Below are 16,705 nucleotides of genomic sequence, written 5' to 3' on the forward strand. Positions count from 1 at the left end.
ATCTATAAACCAGGTGATACCTTTGGCCCACCTGGTTTATATCATGTGATATCAAAGAGTGCTCTTCAAGAAGAGCTTAGCAGATATATCTCGACTTAAATGCATAACTGCAAATGTTATGATCAATTAGAAAATTGCATGAACACGGGGAATAACTTCCTGTTTTCTCTGGTCTGCATCAGACTTACCACAAGATAAACTTCCCTTATCGCCCTCAGCTATTTGACCACTTGCCCAATTAATAGTGGCGGTATAACTCCCGATCCTTACAGCGGTTTAATCAGGCTCAGAATCATCTTCCACTCAGTAAATACTCAAGACCAATAGCAAAACAAACTGTCAAATTATCTATTCCGATATTTTTAATGGCGTGAATTTTCCTTTACTAATTACATGCTTTATCACCCATAAATTATCCCGCCAAAATTTCGCCATTCATCACACTTTTAGTGAGAAAGAACGCATAGTTACCACACTCATAAACGGTTGTGCGCCATAACTTTAGTATTAGAAATACGCACAACCAAAATAATGACATCTATCTAAAAATAAGCCGGAGTCCAAGTGCGCCAGCATAAATGATTTATTGCAGGCGTATTTTTTATAGGTCTACTGCGCTTGTCCGACAGATAACAAAAATGGATTTTGTTCGGGAGATTATGACCATGCGTCTACCTTCGCTTATTGCGATCCTATTTTCATTGGTGCTTTTAAGTGCCTGCGGTTCTGATGGAGGCCGGGGCGATGCCGCCGATGACTTGCTCCCACCCCCTGGTGTCACAGACTCAGATGGTGACGGTATCGATGATGATAATGACAATTGTCCGGCTGTTAGCAATTCAGACCAGGATGATTTAGATGGCGACGGCAGCGGTGATGCCTGTGATACTGATGACGATGGCGACTCCCACCCAGACACTTCAGACAACTGCCCACAAACCCCCAATTCGGACCAAGCCGACAGTGATAGCGACGGCATAGGCAATGCCTGTGACAGCGACCTGGATGGTGACAACGTCCCCAACGATTCTGACAACTGCCCTGCTGATTCAAATAGCGAACAGGGAGATATCGATGGCGACGGCGTCGGGGATGTGTGCGACAACGACCGCGACGGGGACAGCTACACCGACAGCCTGGATAACTGTCCAGATGTAGCCAACCCAGACCAGTCGGATCAGGACAATGACGGTATCGGCGACGCCTGTGACGAAGATAGCGATACTGACAATGACGGCCACGACGACGGCCAGGATAACTGCCCAGCGGTATCCAACCCGGACCAAGCCGACCTTGACGGCGACGGCATTGGCGATGCCTGTGACAGCGATGACGACGGTGATGGCGTAGACGATCAAGACGACAACTGCCCAACCGCAGCCAACTCCTCACAAACCGACCAGGATGGTGATGGTATAGGTGATGCCTGTGATGACGATGCGGACAGTGACGGCATCGATAACGAAGATGACAACTGCCCATCCACCCACAACCCGAGCCAAGACGATAACGACGGAGATGGCATTGGCGACGCCTGTGACAGCGACGACGACAATGACTCTGTCGATGATGAGGTCGACAACTGCCCCAGCCATAGCAATACCGACCAAAGTGATATCGACGAAGACGGTGTCGGCGATGCCTGTGATAGCGACCAGGATGGTGATGGCATTGATAACGACGATGACAACTGCCCTGCTACCGCCAATTCAGACCAAAGCGATATTGATAGTGACGGGCAAGGCGATAGCTGTGACAGCGACGATGACGGCGATGGTATAGACGATAGTAATGACAACTGTCCGGCCGTTGCCAACGATGATCAAACCGATACCGACAGCGACGGCACCGGCGATGCCTGCGACAGCGATCGCGATGATGACGGCGTTGAAAATGAAAATGACAACTGCCCTCTGGTACCCAACGCAGATCAAACAGATACAGATGGTGATGGTTACGGAGATGCCTGCGATGACAACACCGATGTCGACGGCGATCAGGTACCTGACAGCGTCGACAACTGTGTACTCATCCCCAACACCGATCAAACTGATCAGGATGGAGATGGTGTCGGGGATGCCTGCGATAGCGACCTCGATGGAGACGGCACCGATAACGATACCGACAATTGCCCATCGATACCCAACTCAGACCAACTCGATACTGACGGGGATGGCAGCGGCGATATCTGTGATAGCGACGACGACAACGACGGCGTCGATGACATAGCCGATAACTGCCCCACGGCATCCAATAGTGATCAAACAGATACCGACGGGGATTCAGTCGGTGACGCCTGCGATCCAGACCTCGATGGCGACGGTATCTTCAATGACGACGATAACTGCCCCTATGTCAGCAATACACTACAGGAAGACAGTGACAACGACGGAATCGGCGATGCCTGCGATGGCGACAACGATAACGACGGCGTAGATAACGCCTACGATAACTGCCCGGATACTGCCAACAGCGATCAGTCGGATATCGATCAGGATGGCGTTGGTGATGTCTGTGACAGCGACCGGGATGGTGACACAGTCCCGGACACTTCCGACAACTGCCCGGCTATCCCAAATGATGATCAAGCCGATCAGGACGGTGACGGCATCGGCGACGCTTGTGATGACGATAGTGACACCGACAATGATGGCCACGATGACGGTGAAGACAATTGCCCAGCCATTCCCAATCCGAATCAAACGGACACGGATGGCGACGGTGTCGGCGATGAGTGTGATAGCGATGCCGATGGCGATGGCATAGACAACACCGATGACAACTGTCCACTAACGCCAAACGACCAAACCGATACTGACGGTGACGGTATTGGGGATGCCTGTGACGAAGACTTGGATGGTGACGGCGTTAATGATGACGTCGACAACTGCCCAATGATTCCGAATCCAGGGCAAGAGGACGGCGATAACGACGGTGCCGGAGACGTCTGCGATAACGACCGCGACGATGACGGTCTTGATGATACCGTCGACAACTGCCCCGCGATTCCAAATCCAAACCAAACCGATACTGATGGTGATGGAGTGGGAGATGTTTGCGATGCAGACCTGGATGGGGACGAGGTAGAAAACGATCTCGATAACTGTCCCCAGACTCCCAATCCCAACCAGGAGGACTCCGATAACGATGGTATCGGCGACGCCTGCGACCTCGAATCAGGCCTGTCCTGTGCAGCGTTTGAAGACTTGGAGATTGTTAACGGTGTAGATGCAGACCTGACTTACGGAATTGAACAGCCCTGTGATGGATGTTCTATTACTGCAGTAGAAAGGGTGTTTAACGGCGTCCTATCTGATGCAGCCAGAATGGAAGTTGTAAGCGGTGCAGGCGGCTCTACCCATATTCAAATCAACCACCACTCGGTTAAAGAGGGACGCCATGTGGTCGGTTTCCTGGTAGAGCACACCACACCGCTGCTGGATATCATCTACCTCAACACCATCACAATCAGCACCTACCTGGATGGAGTAGCTACTGGGGAGTCCACTAGCGGACGTCGTCTAGCTCCATTCAAAGTCAACGGTGCACGCAATCATCGCCTGCTATTAGTCACCACTAATAGTGATTTTGATCAGGTCAGGCTATCTTTGAGCGGCTTGAGCTTTATAAACAACCAACTGGATGTTTACCTGGCCTGCTCAAAACCTGTGAGCCAGCCATAACTAAAAGAAGAAATAAAAAGCCCCGGTGCGCCGGGGCTTTTTATATACAATTAAATTGAAAGGAATAAAGCACATAAAGCAAACTAATTCCAACCTTTAAAACAATAAAGAACGCAAACCAAAGAACTTATTTACCCCTCACCTATTGCCCACACACCAAAAATTACAAAATCAAAAACCCTAAAAAATAATACTTTTTAAAACAATCAAGATAGGACTGATCAAATTGACAGCGGCGCATCTTATAGTTACTGACCAGCAAGTTAACTATATATTGGCCGGCCTATTTTTTAGGCATAATTGACAATTAAACTTATAGTTACTCGAACGTCTCTCAGAAACCATTCCAGCTGCAATTAAACTTTAGAAAAAATATGGGCTTGCCATTATCAATAACATGCAGATGTATCTGTACATTCGGAGGTGAAGTACTTGACGAGGAACTCCATGGCTTTTTCGATGATTAGCCAACGTCATCGAGTGACTTCCCCGTCATTTCTATCCGGTACTTCCAGGTTATCATTGCGCCAATCAAGGAAGTCACCGCTAGTGCACTAAGCAACATACTTGCGCCAATATCGCTAAGTAAAATTGGGAAAAAAAATGCGATAGCGACACCCCCGAACTTTGAGACGGATGCGGCCAATCCCGCACCAGCACCACGATAGCGGGTCGGGAATACCTCCCCAGCGATTAGATAAGTCTGAGAATTTGGCCCCAGATTATTCATCAAGTTGAACAACATAACCCCCCCGAAAATGAATGGTAACTGCTGGCTAGTATTTAAAGATTCTCCATAGGCGGCAATAAGAAGGCCGAGTGCACAACCAAGGAAGCCAAGAACTTGCAATCGGATACGCCCCACCCTATCCACAAATATAATTGCTAGAATAACGCCAACTACCAGCATTACATCGATTAATGCTGCTCCTTTCGCCGCCTCGACTTTGTTATGGATTAGTTCCGAAATGGAGCGTGCATGGGGTGACGCATATCCCAACACATTCGCTAAAATTACTGGCGTGAAGATACCAACGCCATAGGTTCCCAAATCCTGCAAAAACCAGGGAATAGAAGAGAGTTTGATTGCTTTTCGAGAATTCTTATCCTGAAGCAAATGTTTAATACTCGATAGTCCACCTATCTTTTTCTCATTCGTCTCCGCTGTGGCAACATTCTTTAATAAGAATCTGGACGGGTATGGCGGATCTCTTTTCAACAGTTGGCTGATAGATTTCTCCGCCTCAGGCATGCGACCTTTAGCCAGAAGCCACATCGCACTCTCTGGAATATAGAAACGACCAATCGTGATCAAAATCGCTGGAACAATCGCCGCAGCATACATATACCGCCAAGCTTCCAGGGAGGGATACCAAGAGAGGACCAAAAATGCGAGACCTGTACCGACCAAAATTCCAACAGCCTGAAAACTAAAGGCTCCGAGAACTAGCCTGCCCCGCATCCTCGATGCCATGCTTTCAGAGATCATCATGTGAGCTGTGGGATAATCACATCCAAGCGCCAATCCAAGACCAAATAATGAAATAACAATCACGAGATAAGAATCTGCGAAGGTCAATATCACCAGGAAAAAGATAAACATGATCATCTCAGCGATGAACATTTTCCGCCGGCCATAATGATCGCTGAGCCCTCCTAGGGTTATCGCTCCAACCAGAATTCCAAACAATGTCGCCGATGTCACAAAGCCCATACTAAAGGCGGTCAAACCAAATTCTTTAGCAATTAAAATGTGGGATACCCCAGTCATGAAGACGATCATTCCCTCGAAAAATTTACCAGCTGTCGCAAGCCACCAAATTCGCCACTGCATTGGCGTAAAAATATTCTGCGGAATCGAGGTTCCATCACACCAAACGGGAGTTTCGTCAATGTAATAGTCAGCCGAATGGTGTTCGCTGAATCGGAGATTTTCAGTCAATGACAGATTTGGAGTGCCATCGGGCTCATTTTTCTCCATAACTACTTCTTTAAATACCCCAGTGAATTATGGCGAACACTAGCATAAAGTGATGACAACTAAGTGATCGAAATATCAGTATTAAGAAAGATTCGAAAGCATAGTCTATTACTACATTAGACTAAGGCGGCCGGTGATGCTTTTGTAGGTAAAGACATACCATAAGGCAGCTACTATTTTCAGCCCTTGAAGTCTGAACTACTACAACTAATTATATAGTGGGCATACTATTATTCAGGTAATTAGTTAACTACGACAAACTACCAACATTAAGGGTTTTGAAACTTTACTAAAATTAAAGGTGGGCACGATATGGCATCCGCACTGCTCAACTTTTCTTTTGCCTTCACTTCCGCAATTTACAGTTTCACAAGGATACATGGAAATACCTTCAGTGAAATTCGTCCCCATATCAATGACAGTCTCATTTTGTCTTCTCCTGATATTAGCCATGGCGCTAAGACAAAAGAGGTTCTAATCAGAGCTATATAGCTTTGGATGGCATACTTATTGAGCAAGCAACACGCTATTCTCCCACCAATAACAAGAATTCAATTATTCCAAGCAACTTGGGCTAGCTGTATCGAATATGTTACCAAACCAAGTATTACTGGAGAGGCAAGCATCAGGAGTCTCATCTACCAAATCACCTTCACCATTACTACCAGTCACCTGATTTCCAGAAATAATGTAGTTCATTGAGGGTGGATCCACTATATCAAAATCCATCATGATACCGCTATCTGAAGAATTCGATATCACATTCTGCACCACCAATCCATTAACAGTTGGAGGCTCTATAATAATTCCAAAAATAGATTCATCAATGGTATTCTGAATAACCTGACTGAAACTACCCGCAATGACAATCCCTGCTATAGCATCACTATTACCACTTAGAGAGTTCCCTGAAATACGACTGAAGTCCCCATTGAGTTGAAAACCAATGCTGCCAGGGCCACCTGAAAGAAACATTGAGCCATTAATAGAATTGTTGTCACTCTCCACTATAAAACCCACCCCTGGACTATCAGAAATCAAACCTTGAACTGAATGAAATCCATCGCCTTCTAAAAAGACAGAAATTCCACAAGTGCCTATGGTACCTCCTACTAATACTGCTCCTAAACCTTCAAGAGAGACCCCTGCGCTATCACTATCTTCACAAGTAAGTACATAACCGTTCATGTCCAGGCTTCCGGAAGGCCCTTCTATTGTGACCTGTGTATCAAGATCACAGGAAATATCCTGACTGAGAACTTCTGCAGTCGTTATCGTATCTCCACACTGAACATCTGCCAGAGAGAAAATTGGCTTTGATATAAAGATTGTTAATAATGCCAATGATGCACATACCTTCAGATTCATCATTTTCTCGAGAATAAATGTTTGCTAAAGAGTTTTGATATACGAAGAAGTATAGCAACAATTAAAGCAAAACTTTAAATGCCTCCGAAATCTATGCTTATGCGTTTTTAATGACGCATTAAAAGTCTTCTCACCTTACTAGAACCTTTTTATTTTTAATGTGCAATTGGAAAAGCCCGAACCAGCCGAGTTATTCAAACAATCCTATCAAGTGATGCGTCACTAAATAACTCTAGGGAAATTATCGGCGCGTCCGTTGTCTAACCTGATATAGAATTGGCCGCTAAAAGCCAACTTACTGAAGCCCTTGCACAGTATTACTATTTCCAAATTGAGTGGCAGTAGCTATATTACTTACTGTTCCCTGCGTTATCCCCACTTGGTTGGAATCACCATCCTGTACAACCGCTGCAGTATTAAACCCCTGAGTCTGGTTAATTACGGACTGATTAAGCAAGCCATTTAACTGGAAGGTTTCAGCAAAATTAAACTGACTCGTTTGCCCTGTCGCAGCAACATTGATACCGCCGCGCTGTTCGGTAATTGCAGTATTGAATTCACCCACCTGATCATGAGTCGCCTGAAGGCTAGTACCACTTTGCAGGATATAACTATCATTTCCTAGAATTTCTTGAGTAACTGTTACGAAGTTATTATTACCACGCTGAATTACAAAAGAACTGGAGCCGACGACAAACTTCTGCTCAATTTCCACTCTAACAGCATTTCCCACCTGGACGCCAGAAGCATAGCTGTCACTCGCGGTAGTTTGTGATATGTTAAATCCTCCATTGTCACCCGCTTGAAAAAGAACCGCTATATTTCCAAAGCTATTATTATCCTGAAAAATTCCAGAACTACTATTATTACCAAACTGCCGAACAACAGCCGAATTATCACCGGCATTGGTCTGTAAGATGGATACATCAAGTCCTATTCCACTCTGCAAGACAAAAGCAGAGTTATTTTCAGAATTAGCTTGAAGTGAATTAACCGTGCTCATCGTGCCAAACTGATACTGAACAGAGGTTGAGTTAGTTGTGACCCCCCTCTGCTGTGCAGAGGCAGATAGATTACTACCAATCTGCCTCTGTACAATAGTGCTAGATTCTGTCAAAAAAATCTGAGTTGCCGTAGCCTCATTATTGGCACCAACTTGTAGTTGAATGATAGTACTTCCATTCACGCCAGGATCACTCTGATCAGCTTCTGCCATATTACCTTGCCCGATTTGAATGAGCTGGTAGGTATTGTCAGCAGCTATCCCTACTGCACTGGAAATCGAAAATAGAATGCAGGCCATTAGAGAACCGTACTTCATTACCGAATACTCCCTTTCGTCTGATAATATCAATTACTGAAGCCCCAAAACTGTATTATTGTCACCATACTGGGCGGAAGCAGCTAAGTTCCCAACCGTAGTTTGACTAAGCCGAGTAGAATTACCAACCCCGGTTTGTACGGCAGCCGCTGTATTAAATACCTCCAACTGTACGATTAACGATTCATTTAGCAAGCCACTAAACTGAAGTGTTTCAGCAGAGTTAAACCCTACACCTTGCACAGTTTCAGCGGTATTTATTCCACCAAATTGCTCTGTATATGCAGTATTAAAAGCACCAACCTGTTCATGTACAGTCTCAAGACTGGTTCCATTCTGTAGTATAAAGCTATCATGCCCTAAATCCCCTTGGGTAGATTGAGCAAAGTTGTTATTTCCTCCCGCCTGTATAATGACAGCATTAGATAGTGAAGCCGAATTTTGCTCGATAACCAATTCCAGCAAGTTGCCCGCCTGGAAACCTGTTGCAGTATTCGCTGACCCCATAAATTGATTAATAAGGTAAGAGAGATTCCCCCCTACTTGAATCATAACCCCCTGATTGCCAGCACCATCTCTTTGCGCAGTAGAACCATTATTATTAACCCCTATCTGAGTTACACTAGAAGAATCATCAATACTGTTTTGGTGATCCACCATTACTCGGTTAGAAGAACCCACTTGTACAATTGAGCTTGAGCTACCTATAGACTCAAACTGCAACGAAGAGCCAAAATTATTATCCCCAATCAAATTAATTGTCGAAGATGTAAAAATAGTATTCCCTTGAAGAGAAGCTGCTGAGTTTGAATCTCCAATTTCGACTTGAACGATACTACTTGACACTACTAGTCCGCTCCGGATCACCTCTCCGTCATTATTATTACCAATTTGCACTTGAATTATCGTACTGTCCACTACGACTGCATCACTATGATCAGTCGAAGCCATATTATCATCACCGATTTGAATAAGTTCGTAGGTATTATCAGTGGCTGCAGCTACCACTCCAGCCAACATCAATATAAAACCTACACCAATGGGTTTGTACTTATTCATCTAACACTCCTTTAAGAGGATTAACCAAGCACAATTTTCGACATCAAATTTGTAGCGCCAATCCAGCAAACTGCTCATCCTTGATCCAGCTATAAAAGCTCCGCAAGATTACTGAAGTCCCAGCACAGTATTACCATCACCAAACTGTGCAGAGGTAGCAAAATTTCCTACTGTAGCCTGACTGAGACGTGTAGAGTTTGTATCACCGGTCTGTGTCGCACCGGCAGTATTAAATGCATCCAGCTGCACAACAACTGCATTATTGAGAATCCCGCTAAACTGCAAGATATCTGAAGTGCTAAAATCACCGCCCTGAGCAAGCTCAGCAAAGTTCAGTCCACCAAATTGCTGGATAAACCCCCTACTAAAGTTACCTATCTGATTCTGAATCCCTTCTAAGCTGGTTCCATTTTGGAATCCAATACTAACGTTACCCACATTTTCCTGACGACTTTCAAAAGAATTATTATTATTATTTTGATAGATGAATGAACGAGAACCATAAGCAGAAACCTGAAATGCCTGAGCATTTAGTGCATTTCCCGTTTGCACTGTAACCTCATTATTACCAGCCCCACCGTTCTGGGTAAGTGATAGAGTATTCATTGACCCAAACTGAAATCCACTTGCCGAACTGACCTGACCAGATTCCTGGGTAATTGTTATATTACTTGAATCACCTAAAGTTATTCCGCTGGCAGAAATATCCACACTGGAATTTTGTATCACATTAGCAGTATTACCATCACCAATGCTCACGATATTTATAATACTTCCTAAAGTGCTATCTTGAACAAGACCGTTGACATTACCGTCTCCTAGCTGTACGGAATCAATGATAGATAGTAAGACCCCATCTTGTGAAATACTTGAAATATTACTCGAACCAATCTGTGTAACTGTGACACTGGTTAAAACAGAAGCGCTTTGCTCAACTTCTGCAGTATTACCTTGACCCAACTGAACTACAACTATTTCGCTAGATTCGGTAACTGATTGCTGCTCTCCAGTAGTATTATTGTTATTCCCTATTTGCGTTTGGCTAATTAGACTATTGGTAACACTGGGATCGCTTTGCTCACCCATTGCTGTATTTCCTGACCCCACTTGAATGAGGTCATAGGTGTTATCGGCAGCTACAGAGGATATACTGACTATCACAAGTAACACACCTACCGAGAGAGGCTCAAATTTAGTCATCACTAAACCCTTTGGGAGGAAAAAAATCGTCTCATATTGTGAGTTTTAGACAGCCTCCCCATATAATAAGGGAGACTGGACCTCCTAATGAACTTAAATCAACAAGTTACTGAAGTCCCAATACCGTATTGTTATCACCATACTGGGCAGAACCTGCAAGGTTTCCGGCTGTTGTTTGGCTAAGCCTTGTAGAATTGCTGGCTCCTGTTTGAACAGCAGCCGCTGTATTAAATCCGCCAAACTGCAATATCAAAGATTCATTAAGTAAACCACTAAACTGGAGTGTTTCTGCAGTGTTAAACCCAACGGTCTGTATCGTTATAGCCGTGTTTATTCCACCAAACTGCTCCGTATACGCTGTACTAAATAGCCCCGTTTGCTCAGTTTCGGCTCCAAGGTTGGTTCCATTTTGAAAAATAAAACTATCATGTCCTAAACCTACCTGACTCGAAATCGCAATATTATTATTCCCACCTGCTTGAATCCCTACAGAATTAGATGCTGAGGCAAAATTCTGGCTAAGAGACATTGAGAGTAAGTTACCAGCCTGAAAACCTGTTGCAGTATTCATCGCACCAGCGTTCTGACTCATAAAAAAGCTGAGGTTTTCACCCGTCTGAACCATCACTCCCACATTACCAGATGCATCCGCCTGAGAGCCAAACCCATTATTATTAACCCCTACCTGGTTAATACTTATGGAATTATTAAAACTACTCGCTTGTTCAACGAACATGGTATTACTGGAACCCGCCTGGAAAATATCACTTACATCTCCCTCCGTATCAAACTGCTGGGAATTACCAGTATTACTTTCTCCATATTGAGCAACTGTAGAGGTCGTAGATATCGCACCTTCCTGCAGCACATCTGACATATTGGCGGTACCAACTTGTCGCTGGATAACTGTACTAGATATAGTCAAGCCTTCCTGTGTTACCTGAGCATTATTAGAATTGCCAATTTGTACCTGAATGACGGTACTGCCAACTACCGTTATCTCACTCTGATCCGCTGACGCGGTATTACCATTACCAATTTGGATAAGCTCATAAGTGTTATCAGCAGCCACTGAAAAAGCGCTAACCATCGCAGCTAAAATACCCACCGAAATAGGCTTAAACGAATTCATCACTAACTCCTTAAAGCAGCAGGCAATTAGGCTTGCCGCCCCTAATTTTTTACAGAGCCAAAGAATGTGACAGATATGCCCCTTATCACTTCAGCACTCGAACCTATAATTTACTGAGTTAACATACCCACATTACCGTCTCCTACTTGAGTAGTAGACACACTATTATTAGCGTTGGCTTGTATAAGAGTGATCTGATTTGAGTTTCCTAGCTGGGAAGTGGAGCTGGCATTAAAGCTAGCCAGCTGAGTGACCATTACAGAGTTTCCTGATCCCCCTAGTTGCATAATATCTACACTATTAAAGGCACCTGCCTGATCGATTTCAGCAGTATTGGTACTGCCATGCTGTTCCGTAGAAACAACACTAAATTCTCCACTTTGAGTAATGTCTACACTATTTGATTCACCAAATTGCTGAGAGTATGCCTCGTTGTAGACACCGGACTGAGAGTGCCAGGCTTCCAGGCCTTCGCCTTCCTGGCGAATTTCACTATAGTGCCCGATAGATTGCTGCAGAGTATTTGCGCTATTGCCTGTACCATCCTGAACCACAATTGCAGTAGAATCAAAGGCAAGAATATGACTTATATTTAACGTATTAGAACTTCCATATTGCTCAGTGGTAATACTATTCCCTACGCTTGCAGTTTGTGTCACTGCCGCACTCTGCGCACTACCTTCTTGATGCATAGAGATAGAGTTTGCTGCCGAACCTGTCTGCGATACACTCAGAACGTTGGTATCTCCCACCTGAACAATACCAATAAATTCATTCAGTGTATTTGTTTGAGTAAATGAGGCTTCATGATTATCCCCAATCTGCACTATCAAAATAGTGCTTAACTCGGCAAACTCCTGCGCAGGTGTCGCTGAGTTATTATCCCCAATTTGCTCCACCAAAATGCTTGATAATACAGAGCCGACCTGAGTTGCCTCAATATAGTTACTATCACCCACCTGTGATTGCTGAATCAAACTGAAGGAAGTAAATAGGTTCTGGGTGGCATATACCTCATTATCATCGCCCACCTGAACTTGGATTACTGTATCACCAATAGCAGAAGGGTCACTTTGGTCTGAGTTAGCGGTGTTACCCGACCCTACCTGAAGGACATCATAGGTGTGATCTGCGGCAAAAGCGGAAGTTCCAATTATTGAAAGTAAAACAGTTGCTGCAACAGGTCTGTACATGCTCATCCAATACTCCTTAAAGATGACAGGTCCAGCTCGAAAGCTTTTACGACGATTTTTTCAAGAGCGCAGCATCATTGAGTAGAACAAATATTGAGGTCGTGGCGCATAGCATGGGCCACTTAGGGGCGGGCGGTGACAGTTGAATGACTAGCTTCATAAGTCAAACTCATACTACTTCGCATACAAACAACAATATTGCGATACTTCTTGAGTGATAAAACGATGCTGAATTCAGTATTGATAAGAAACAAAGGTTTTTCTATGAGAGATTAGTTGTATGCTAGTGGGAAGAAAGTATCCTGTTTACACAGGCGAGCAACCAGAGAGTGAGTATTTCTTACTAATAAATGAAGGAGCAGCCATACACTTCGACTACTCCATAGATTATTATTTAATCTAAACAACTCGGATCAGCCGTATCAAAAATATTTCCATACCATAAATTTGTAGACATACAGGCATCCGGATTTGAATCAACCAAATCACCATCAGGGTTACCCGTTGCTATGTTTCCAGTAACCAAATAGTCGCTTTGTCCGCCACCCTCCATTGATATACCTGTCTGGCCACCATTTGTTACTGAATTTTGTATCACTTGCCCACCTGAAGAGGGCTGAATTACGATCCCACCTTGACTGTTATTGTCACAGAAATTTTGAGCGACAAACGCATTATTACCATTAATAGCTATACCCCTAAATGGCGCTGCCTGGTTACCTTCTAGAAGGAAGTTTCCAATCGCACTATTACTCTCACCCGAAACCTCTATACCTATAGTATAACCATCAGTAACAGTAGATCCGCTCACAATATTATATTCACTTACTAACCAAATACCGGTATTAATACCATCTTGAACCGTCATCGACTGCACGCTATGGAAGCCATCTCCAATTACAAAAATACCTACTGCACATCCATCCACCACTCCATTTGAAAGCACAGCGGCGTTACCCTGGACGTCAATACCCCTTGTGGATCCACCTCCACATTCCAAGGTGAATCCATTCATATCTAAACTTCCAGTTGGACCCTCAATCGTTAGCGCCGGCGTACCACTACAATTTAATAGATCTTCAGTGAGAATCTCTGCGGTTGTAATAGTATCTCCACACTCCACCGCAGCCACTGACACAAAGGGAAGAGCCAATACTGCTGACACCAGAAGCTTCACATCCATTAGTTTCATGAGCTAAACCTTTAAGCCTATAAAAAGAACAATTAAAAAAGTTCGCATCCGAAGATTTTTTACTTTTAACGGAGGCGAAGCATTTTTTAGTCTAGCTACGGTTATTAACTTAACGATAAGAATATTTTCTCATACCTTAAAGTTTGAAATTAAAACAAATTGACACTGAATAATACTTTCGGCCTAGGACCTAATAAAACCCAAGCACATCAAACGACGTAATGTCTTTATTTAAATTAGCGCCTTCTATTTAGTAAGTAGCGATGCAAAGCCTATTAGCTTTTAAACGCTTTCTGTCTACTCAGGATCAAAGTCTATTGAAAAGGAATGGGCAGGCTATTCAACTTATTTATAAGCGCATAAGCACAAGAATTGGAGTCAGCCTATTTAGCAATACCTATAGAGGCATCAGGCATGAACTAAAGGTAAAATAATCATTCCAATAGTACCCATATATCATCAAAAAAGGGGCTCTAAATAGAGCCCCTTTTTATTATCCTGATGCCTGTGGATGGGTATCAGGTAAAGGATTTTGAATACTACTCTCTACCAAGGGCTTCTCCACAAGCTCAGACCAGACACTGTCCGCTTCGATTTTTGCCTGCCGCTTGCGAAGATGAACCAAAAGTAAAACAAATGATGTACCTATCAGTAACGCAACAAAGTCAACCGCCCATACCTGAGTGGCAGCTCCCAACAAATCACCTTTGATAAGTGAGCTAATTGGTATCAGGAAAATAGTGGCAATACAGAAGGCAAGAAGCTGTCGAGCAGCAGCCATGGGACGACGTATAAATGCCCAGATCAGCGCAAATAAGAACCCTGTGTAATAAGCGGCTTTCTGCCAAAACTCAATATCCACCTGCGCATGGGGCAGCCATTTAACTGCCAGCATACTGGCGGCTATGCCCAGAATAGTACCCAGACCAACGCCCACTGTTAGCCTTGCCATTACCATTGATGAGGTTGTTTGTACCGGTAGAGTCCCCTGCCCTCTGCGTTTTTTACGGCGGCTTTCAATCCACAGTATATTGCCGGTGAGGAATATCAGCGCTCCCATAATGCCGAGAATAAAGTACACCCAGCGCACGGCATTTCCACCAAAACTGCCAAAATGCAGCGAGAAAAAACTCATTACTGCGCCACTGTACCCATTCAAGTTGCTGGGTAGAAAGCTGCTATAGGGAATCTCCCTTTGATAGGGATTACCGAGCACATAGCCGTACTCAGCACCGCGCACCACCTCGCCATGCATGATTCCACCTACTCGCATTCGCGGAGCCCGGGTATCCAGATTTAAATAGAGGATTTCTGCCATCTGGAATTTGGGTTCCCCCTTCTGAATCGCAGCTTCCAACTCTGTGACAGGCACCAACTCAGAGAAGCTCTTCACCTCTGTTGGCGCCGGGCGAGTGAACATGGGGGAATCACCGTAGACCGCCACGCGCAGGGCACCATAAAGCGGATCATGGAATGCAAATACAAAGGCGGTAAAAGCAATAATCAGGTGAAACGGCAGCGAGGTGATGCCCAGTATATTGTGAAAATCCAGCCAGTAGCGCTTGCGGTTCTTTCCCTTTCGGAGTACCAATAAATCCTTGAACCAAGTGGGCAGGAAAACAATCAGGCCCGAAATTAGCGCCACAAAATACAGAGCCGCCACAACACCCAATACATAAGTACCAAAAGCATCGTGGCCCTCACCACCGGGAATACCGGCAGTGCGATGTAAATGATCGACAAATTCGCCAATGGCGGAAACCGTAAAGCTTTGAGTGATTAGCTCCCCTTTCTCATTGAAACTCGCATACCAGAGAGTATGGTCATGGGTTTCTTCATCCTCGATTTCCCAACTCACCGGTGCCGCCTGCAGACCCGCCAGAGGCAATTGGACAGTCATCTGTTTTGCCGCTTCCGGGTGCGCCTGCAGAACCTCGGAAATAAGGCTGTCATACTGATCGATAGAAATACTTGGCAGGGTGGTCTCAGGCTGCAGAGCCCATTGATTGAGGGGCCCTTTAAACATGGTCAAGGCACCAGCGACAAAAGCGATATACAGAAACAAGCCCGCAAGAATACCGGTCCAGGTATGCACGCTTTTATAAGTTTTAATCAATTCAACGCGCATATTCTTAGACTCCGAATCTCGCTACCCACATCAGGGTAAACAGCACCAAATTTAGCCCCAGGTAGAGAGACAACATACGTCTGACACTAATAAACAGGTAAACCAGACTTACCAAAGTGAGCCAGACAGGTGTGATCAGCCACATCACGAATTGGCTTTTATCATCGACCACTACATCACCGGGGCCCCACAGAGCAATCAACCCAGCAACGGCAACTGCAATGGGTAACCCCAAGAAAACTGCACACAGGCTTTTTACCCACCAGTGGGGTTTATAGCCTTCTAACCCTTTTTCAATTCGCTTCTTTTTCTTTGCCAAAACTTTGCCTGGCTTATCTAGCACTCCGCTAAAAGGCAGCAATCCCAGAGCTAGCATAAAAGTACTAAGAAGCGTAAAGGAAGCTGACATTGCCGAAAAATTTTGATGAAAAAGCGTCCAGGAAATGAC

At 44.6% G+C, this 16,705-nt stretch carries 11 protein-coding genes; 1 reads left to right on the forward strand and 10 read right to left on the reverse strand.

Going from position 1 to position 16,705, the window contains the following annotated elements; all coding sequences use genetic code 11:
* Positions 1–638 precede the first annotated feature (638 nt).
* Complete coding sequence (locus tag ACJJI6_RS10650) at positions 639–3,683, forward strand: thrombospondin type 3 repeat-containing protein (RefSeq protein ID WP_475713356.1); 3,045 nt, start codon at positions 639–641, stop codon at positions 3,681–3,683.
* A 463-nt stretch (positions 3,684–4,146) separates the two neighbouring features.
* Here ACJJI6_RS10650 and ACJJI6_RS10655 read toward each other — a convergent pair whose 3' ends face one another.
* From ACJJI6_RS10655 to ACJJI6_RS10700, 10 genes are all read right to left on the reverse strand, one after another.
* Positions 4,147–5,664 carry an MFS transporter gene (locus ACJJI6_RS10655; protein ID WP_475713357.1) on the reverse strand — a complete coding sequence of 506 codons (1,518 nt, stop codon included), beginning with the start codon at positions 5,662–5,664 and terminating at the stop codon, positions 4,147–4,149.
* A gap of 555 nt (positions 5,665–6,219) precedes the next feature.
* Positions 6,220–7,032 carry a right-handed parallel beta-helix repeat-containing protein gene (locus ACJJI6_RS10660; protein ID WP_475713358.1) on the reverse strand — a complete coding sequence of 271 codons (813 nt, stop codon included), beginning with the start codon at positions 7,030–7,032 and terminating at the stop codon, positions 6,220–6,222.
* Positions 7,033–7,327: 295 nt separating this feature from the next.
* Positions 7,328–8,353, reverse strand: coding sequence for a hypothetical protein (locus ACJJI6_RS10665; RefSeq protein WP_475713359.1), 1,026 nt, complete (start codon positions 8,351–8,353; stop codon positions 7,328–7,330).
* Between the two features lie 33 nt (positions 8,354–8,386).
* Positions 8,387–9,412, reverse strand: coding sequence for a hypothetical protein (locus tag ACJJI6_RS10670; protein ID WP_475713360.1), 1,026 nt, complete (start codon positions 9,410–9,412; stop codon positions 8,387–8,389).
* Between the two features lie 108 nt (positions 9,413–9,520).
* The gene (locus ACJJI6_RS10675) at positions 9,521–10,612 is read right to left on the reverse strand and encodes a hypothetical protein (protein WP_475713361.1); all 1,092 of its coding nucleotides are present in this window, start codon (positions 10,610–10,612) and stop codon (positions 9,521–9,523) included.
* Between the two features lie 106 nt (positions 10,613–10,718).
* Complete coding sequence (locus tag ACJJI6_RS10680) at positions 10,719–11,744, reverse strand: hypothetical protein (RefSeq protein ID WP_413664842.1); 1,026 nt, start codon at positions 11,742–11,744, stop codon at positions 10,719–10,721.
* Positions 11,745–11,854: 110 nt separating this feature from the next.
* Complete coding sequence (locus tag ACJJI6_RS10685) at positions 11,855–12,943, reverse strand: hypothetical protein (RefSeq protein ID WP_475713362.1); 1,089 nt, start codon at positions 12,941–12,943, stop codon at positions 11,855–11,857.
* 388 nt (positions 12,944–13,331) lie between these two features.
* Positions 13,332–14,129, reverse strand: coding sequence for a right-handed parallel beta-helix repeat-containing protein (locus ACJJI6_RS10690; protein WP_475713363.1), 798 nt, complete (start codon positions 14,127–14,129; stop codon positions 13,332–13,334).
* Positions 14,130–14,622: 493 nt separating this feature from the next.
* The gene (locus ACJJI6_RS10695) at positions 14,623–16,257 is read right to left on the reverse strand and encodes a PepSY-associated TM helix domain-containing protein (RefSeq protein ID WP_475713364.1); all 1,635 of its coding nucleotides are present in this window, start codon (positions 16,255–16,257) and stop codon (positions 14,623–14,625) included.
* Between the two features lie 4 nt (positions 16,258–16,261).
* Complete coding sequence (locus tag ACJJI6_RS10700; protein ID WP_444927063.1) at positions 16,262–16,576, reverse strand: hypothetical protein; 315 nt, start codon at positions 16,574–16,576, stop codon at positions 16,262–16,264.
* Positions 16,577–16,705: the final 129 nt, after the last annotated feature.

The organism is Microbulbifer maximicatervae (SeqCode) (genome assembly GCF_056232625.1).

Coding starts and splice junctions, on each gene's coding strand:
- ACJJI6_RS10650 (WP_475713356.1), top strand. CDS start 639: ATGGATTTTGTTCGGGAGATTATGACCATGCGTCTACCTTCGCTTATT.
- ACJJI6_RS10655 (WP_475713357.1), bottom strand. CDS start 5,664: ATGGAGAAAAATGAGCCCGATGGCACTCCAAATCTGTCATTGACTGAA.
- ACJJI6_RS10660 (WP_475713358.1), bottom strand. CDS start 7,032: ATGAATCTGAAGGTATGTGCATCATTGGCATTATTAACAATCTTTATA.
- ACJJI6_RS10665 (WP_475713359.1), bottom strand. CDS start 8,353: ATGAAGTACGGTTCTCTAATGGCCTGCATTCTATTTTCGATTTCCAGT.
- ACJJI6_RS10670 (WP_475713360.1), bottom strand. CDS start 9,412: ATGAATAAGTACAAACCCATTGGTGTAGGTTTTATATTGATGTTGGCT.
- ACJJI6_RS10675 (WP_475713361.1), bottom strand. CDS start 10,612: ATGACTAAATTTGAGCCTCTCTCGGTAGGTGTGTTACTTGTGATAGTC.
- ACJJI6_RS10680 (WP_413664842.1), bottom strand. CDS start 11,744: ATGAATTCGTTTAAGCCTATTTCGGTGGGTATTTTAGCTGCGATGGTT.
- ACJJI6_RS10685 (WP_475713362.1), bottom strand. CDS start 12,943: ATGAGCATGTACAGACCTGTTGCAGCAACTGTTTTACTTTCAATAATT.
- ACJJI6_RS10690 (WP_475713363.1), bottom strand. CDS start 14,129: ATGAAACTAATGGATGTGAAGCTTCTGGTGTCAGCAGTATTGGCTCTT.
- ACJJI6_RS10695 (WP_475713364.1), bottom strand. CDS start 16,257: ATGCGCGTTGAATTGATTAAAACTTATAAAAGCGTGCATACCTGGACC.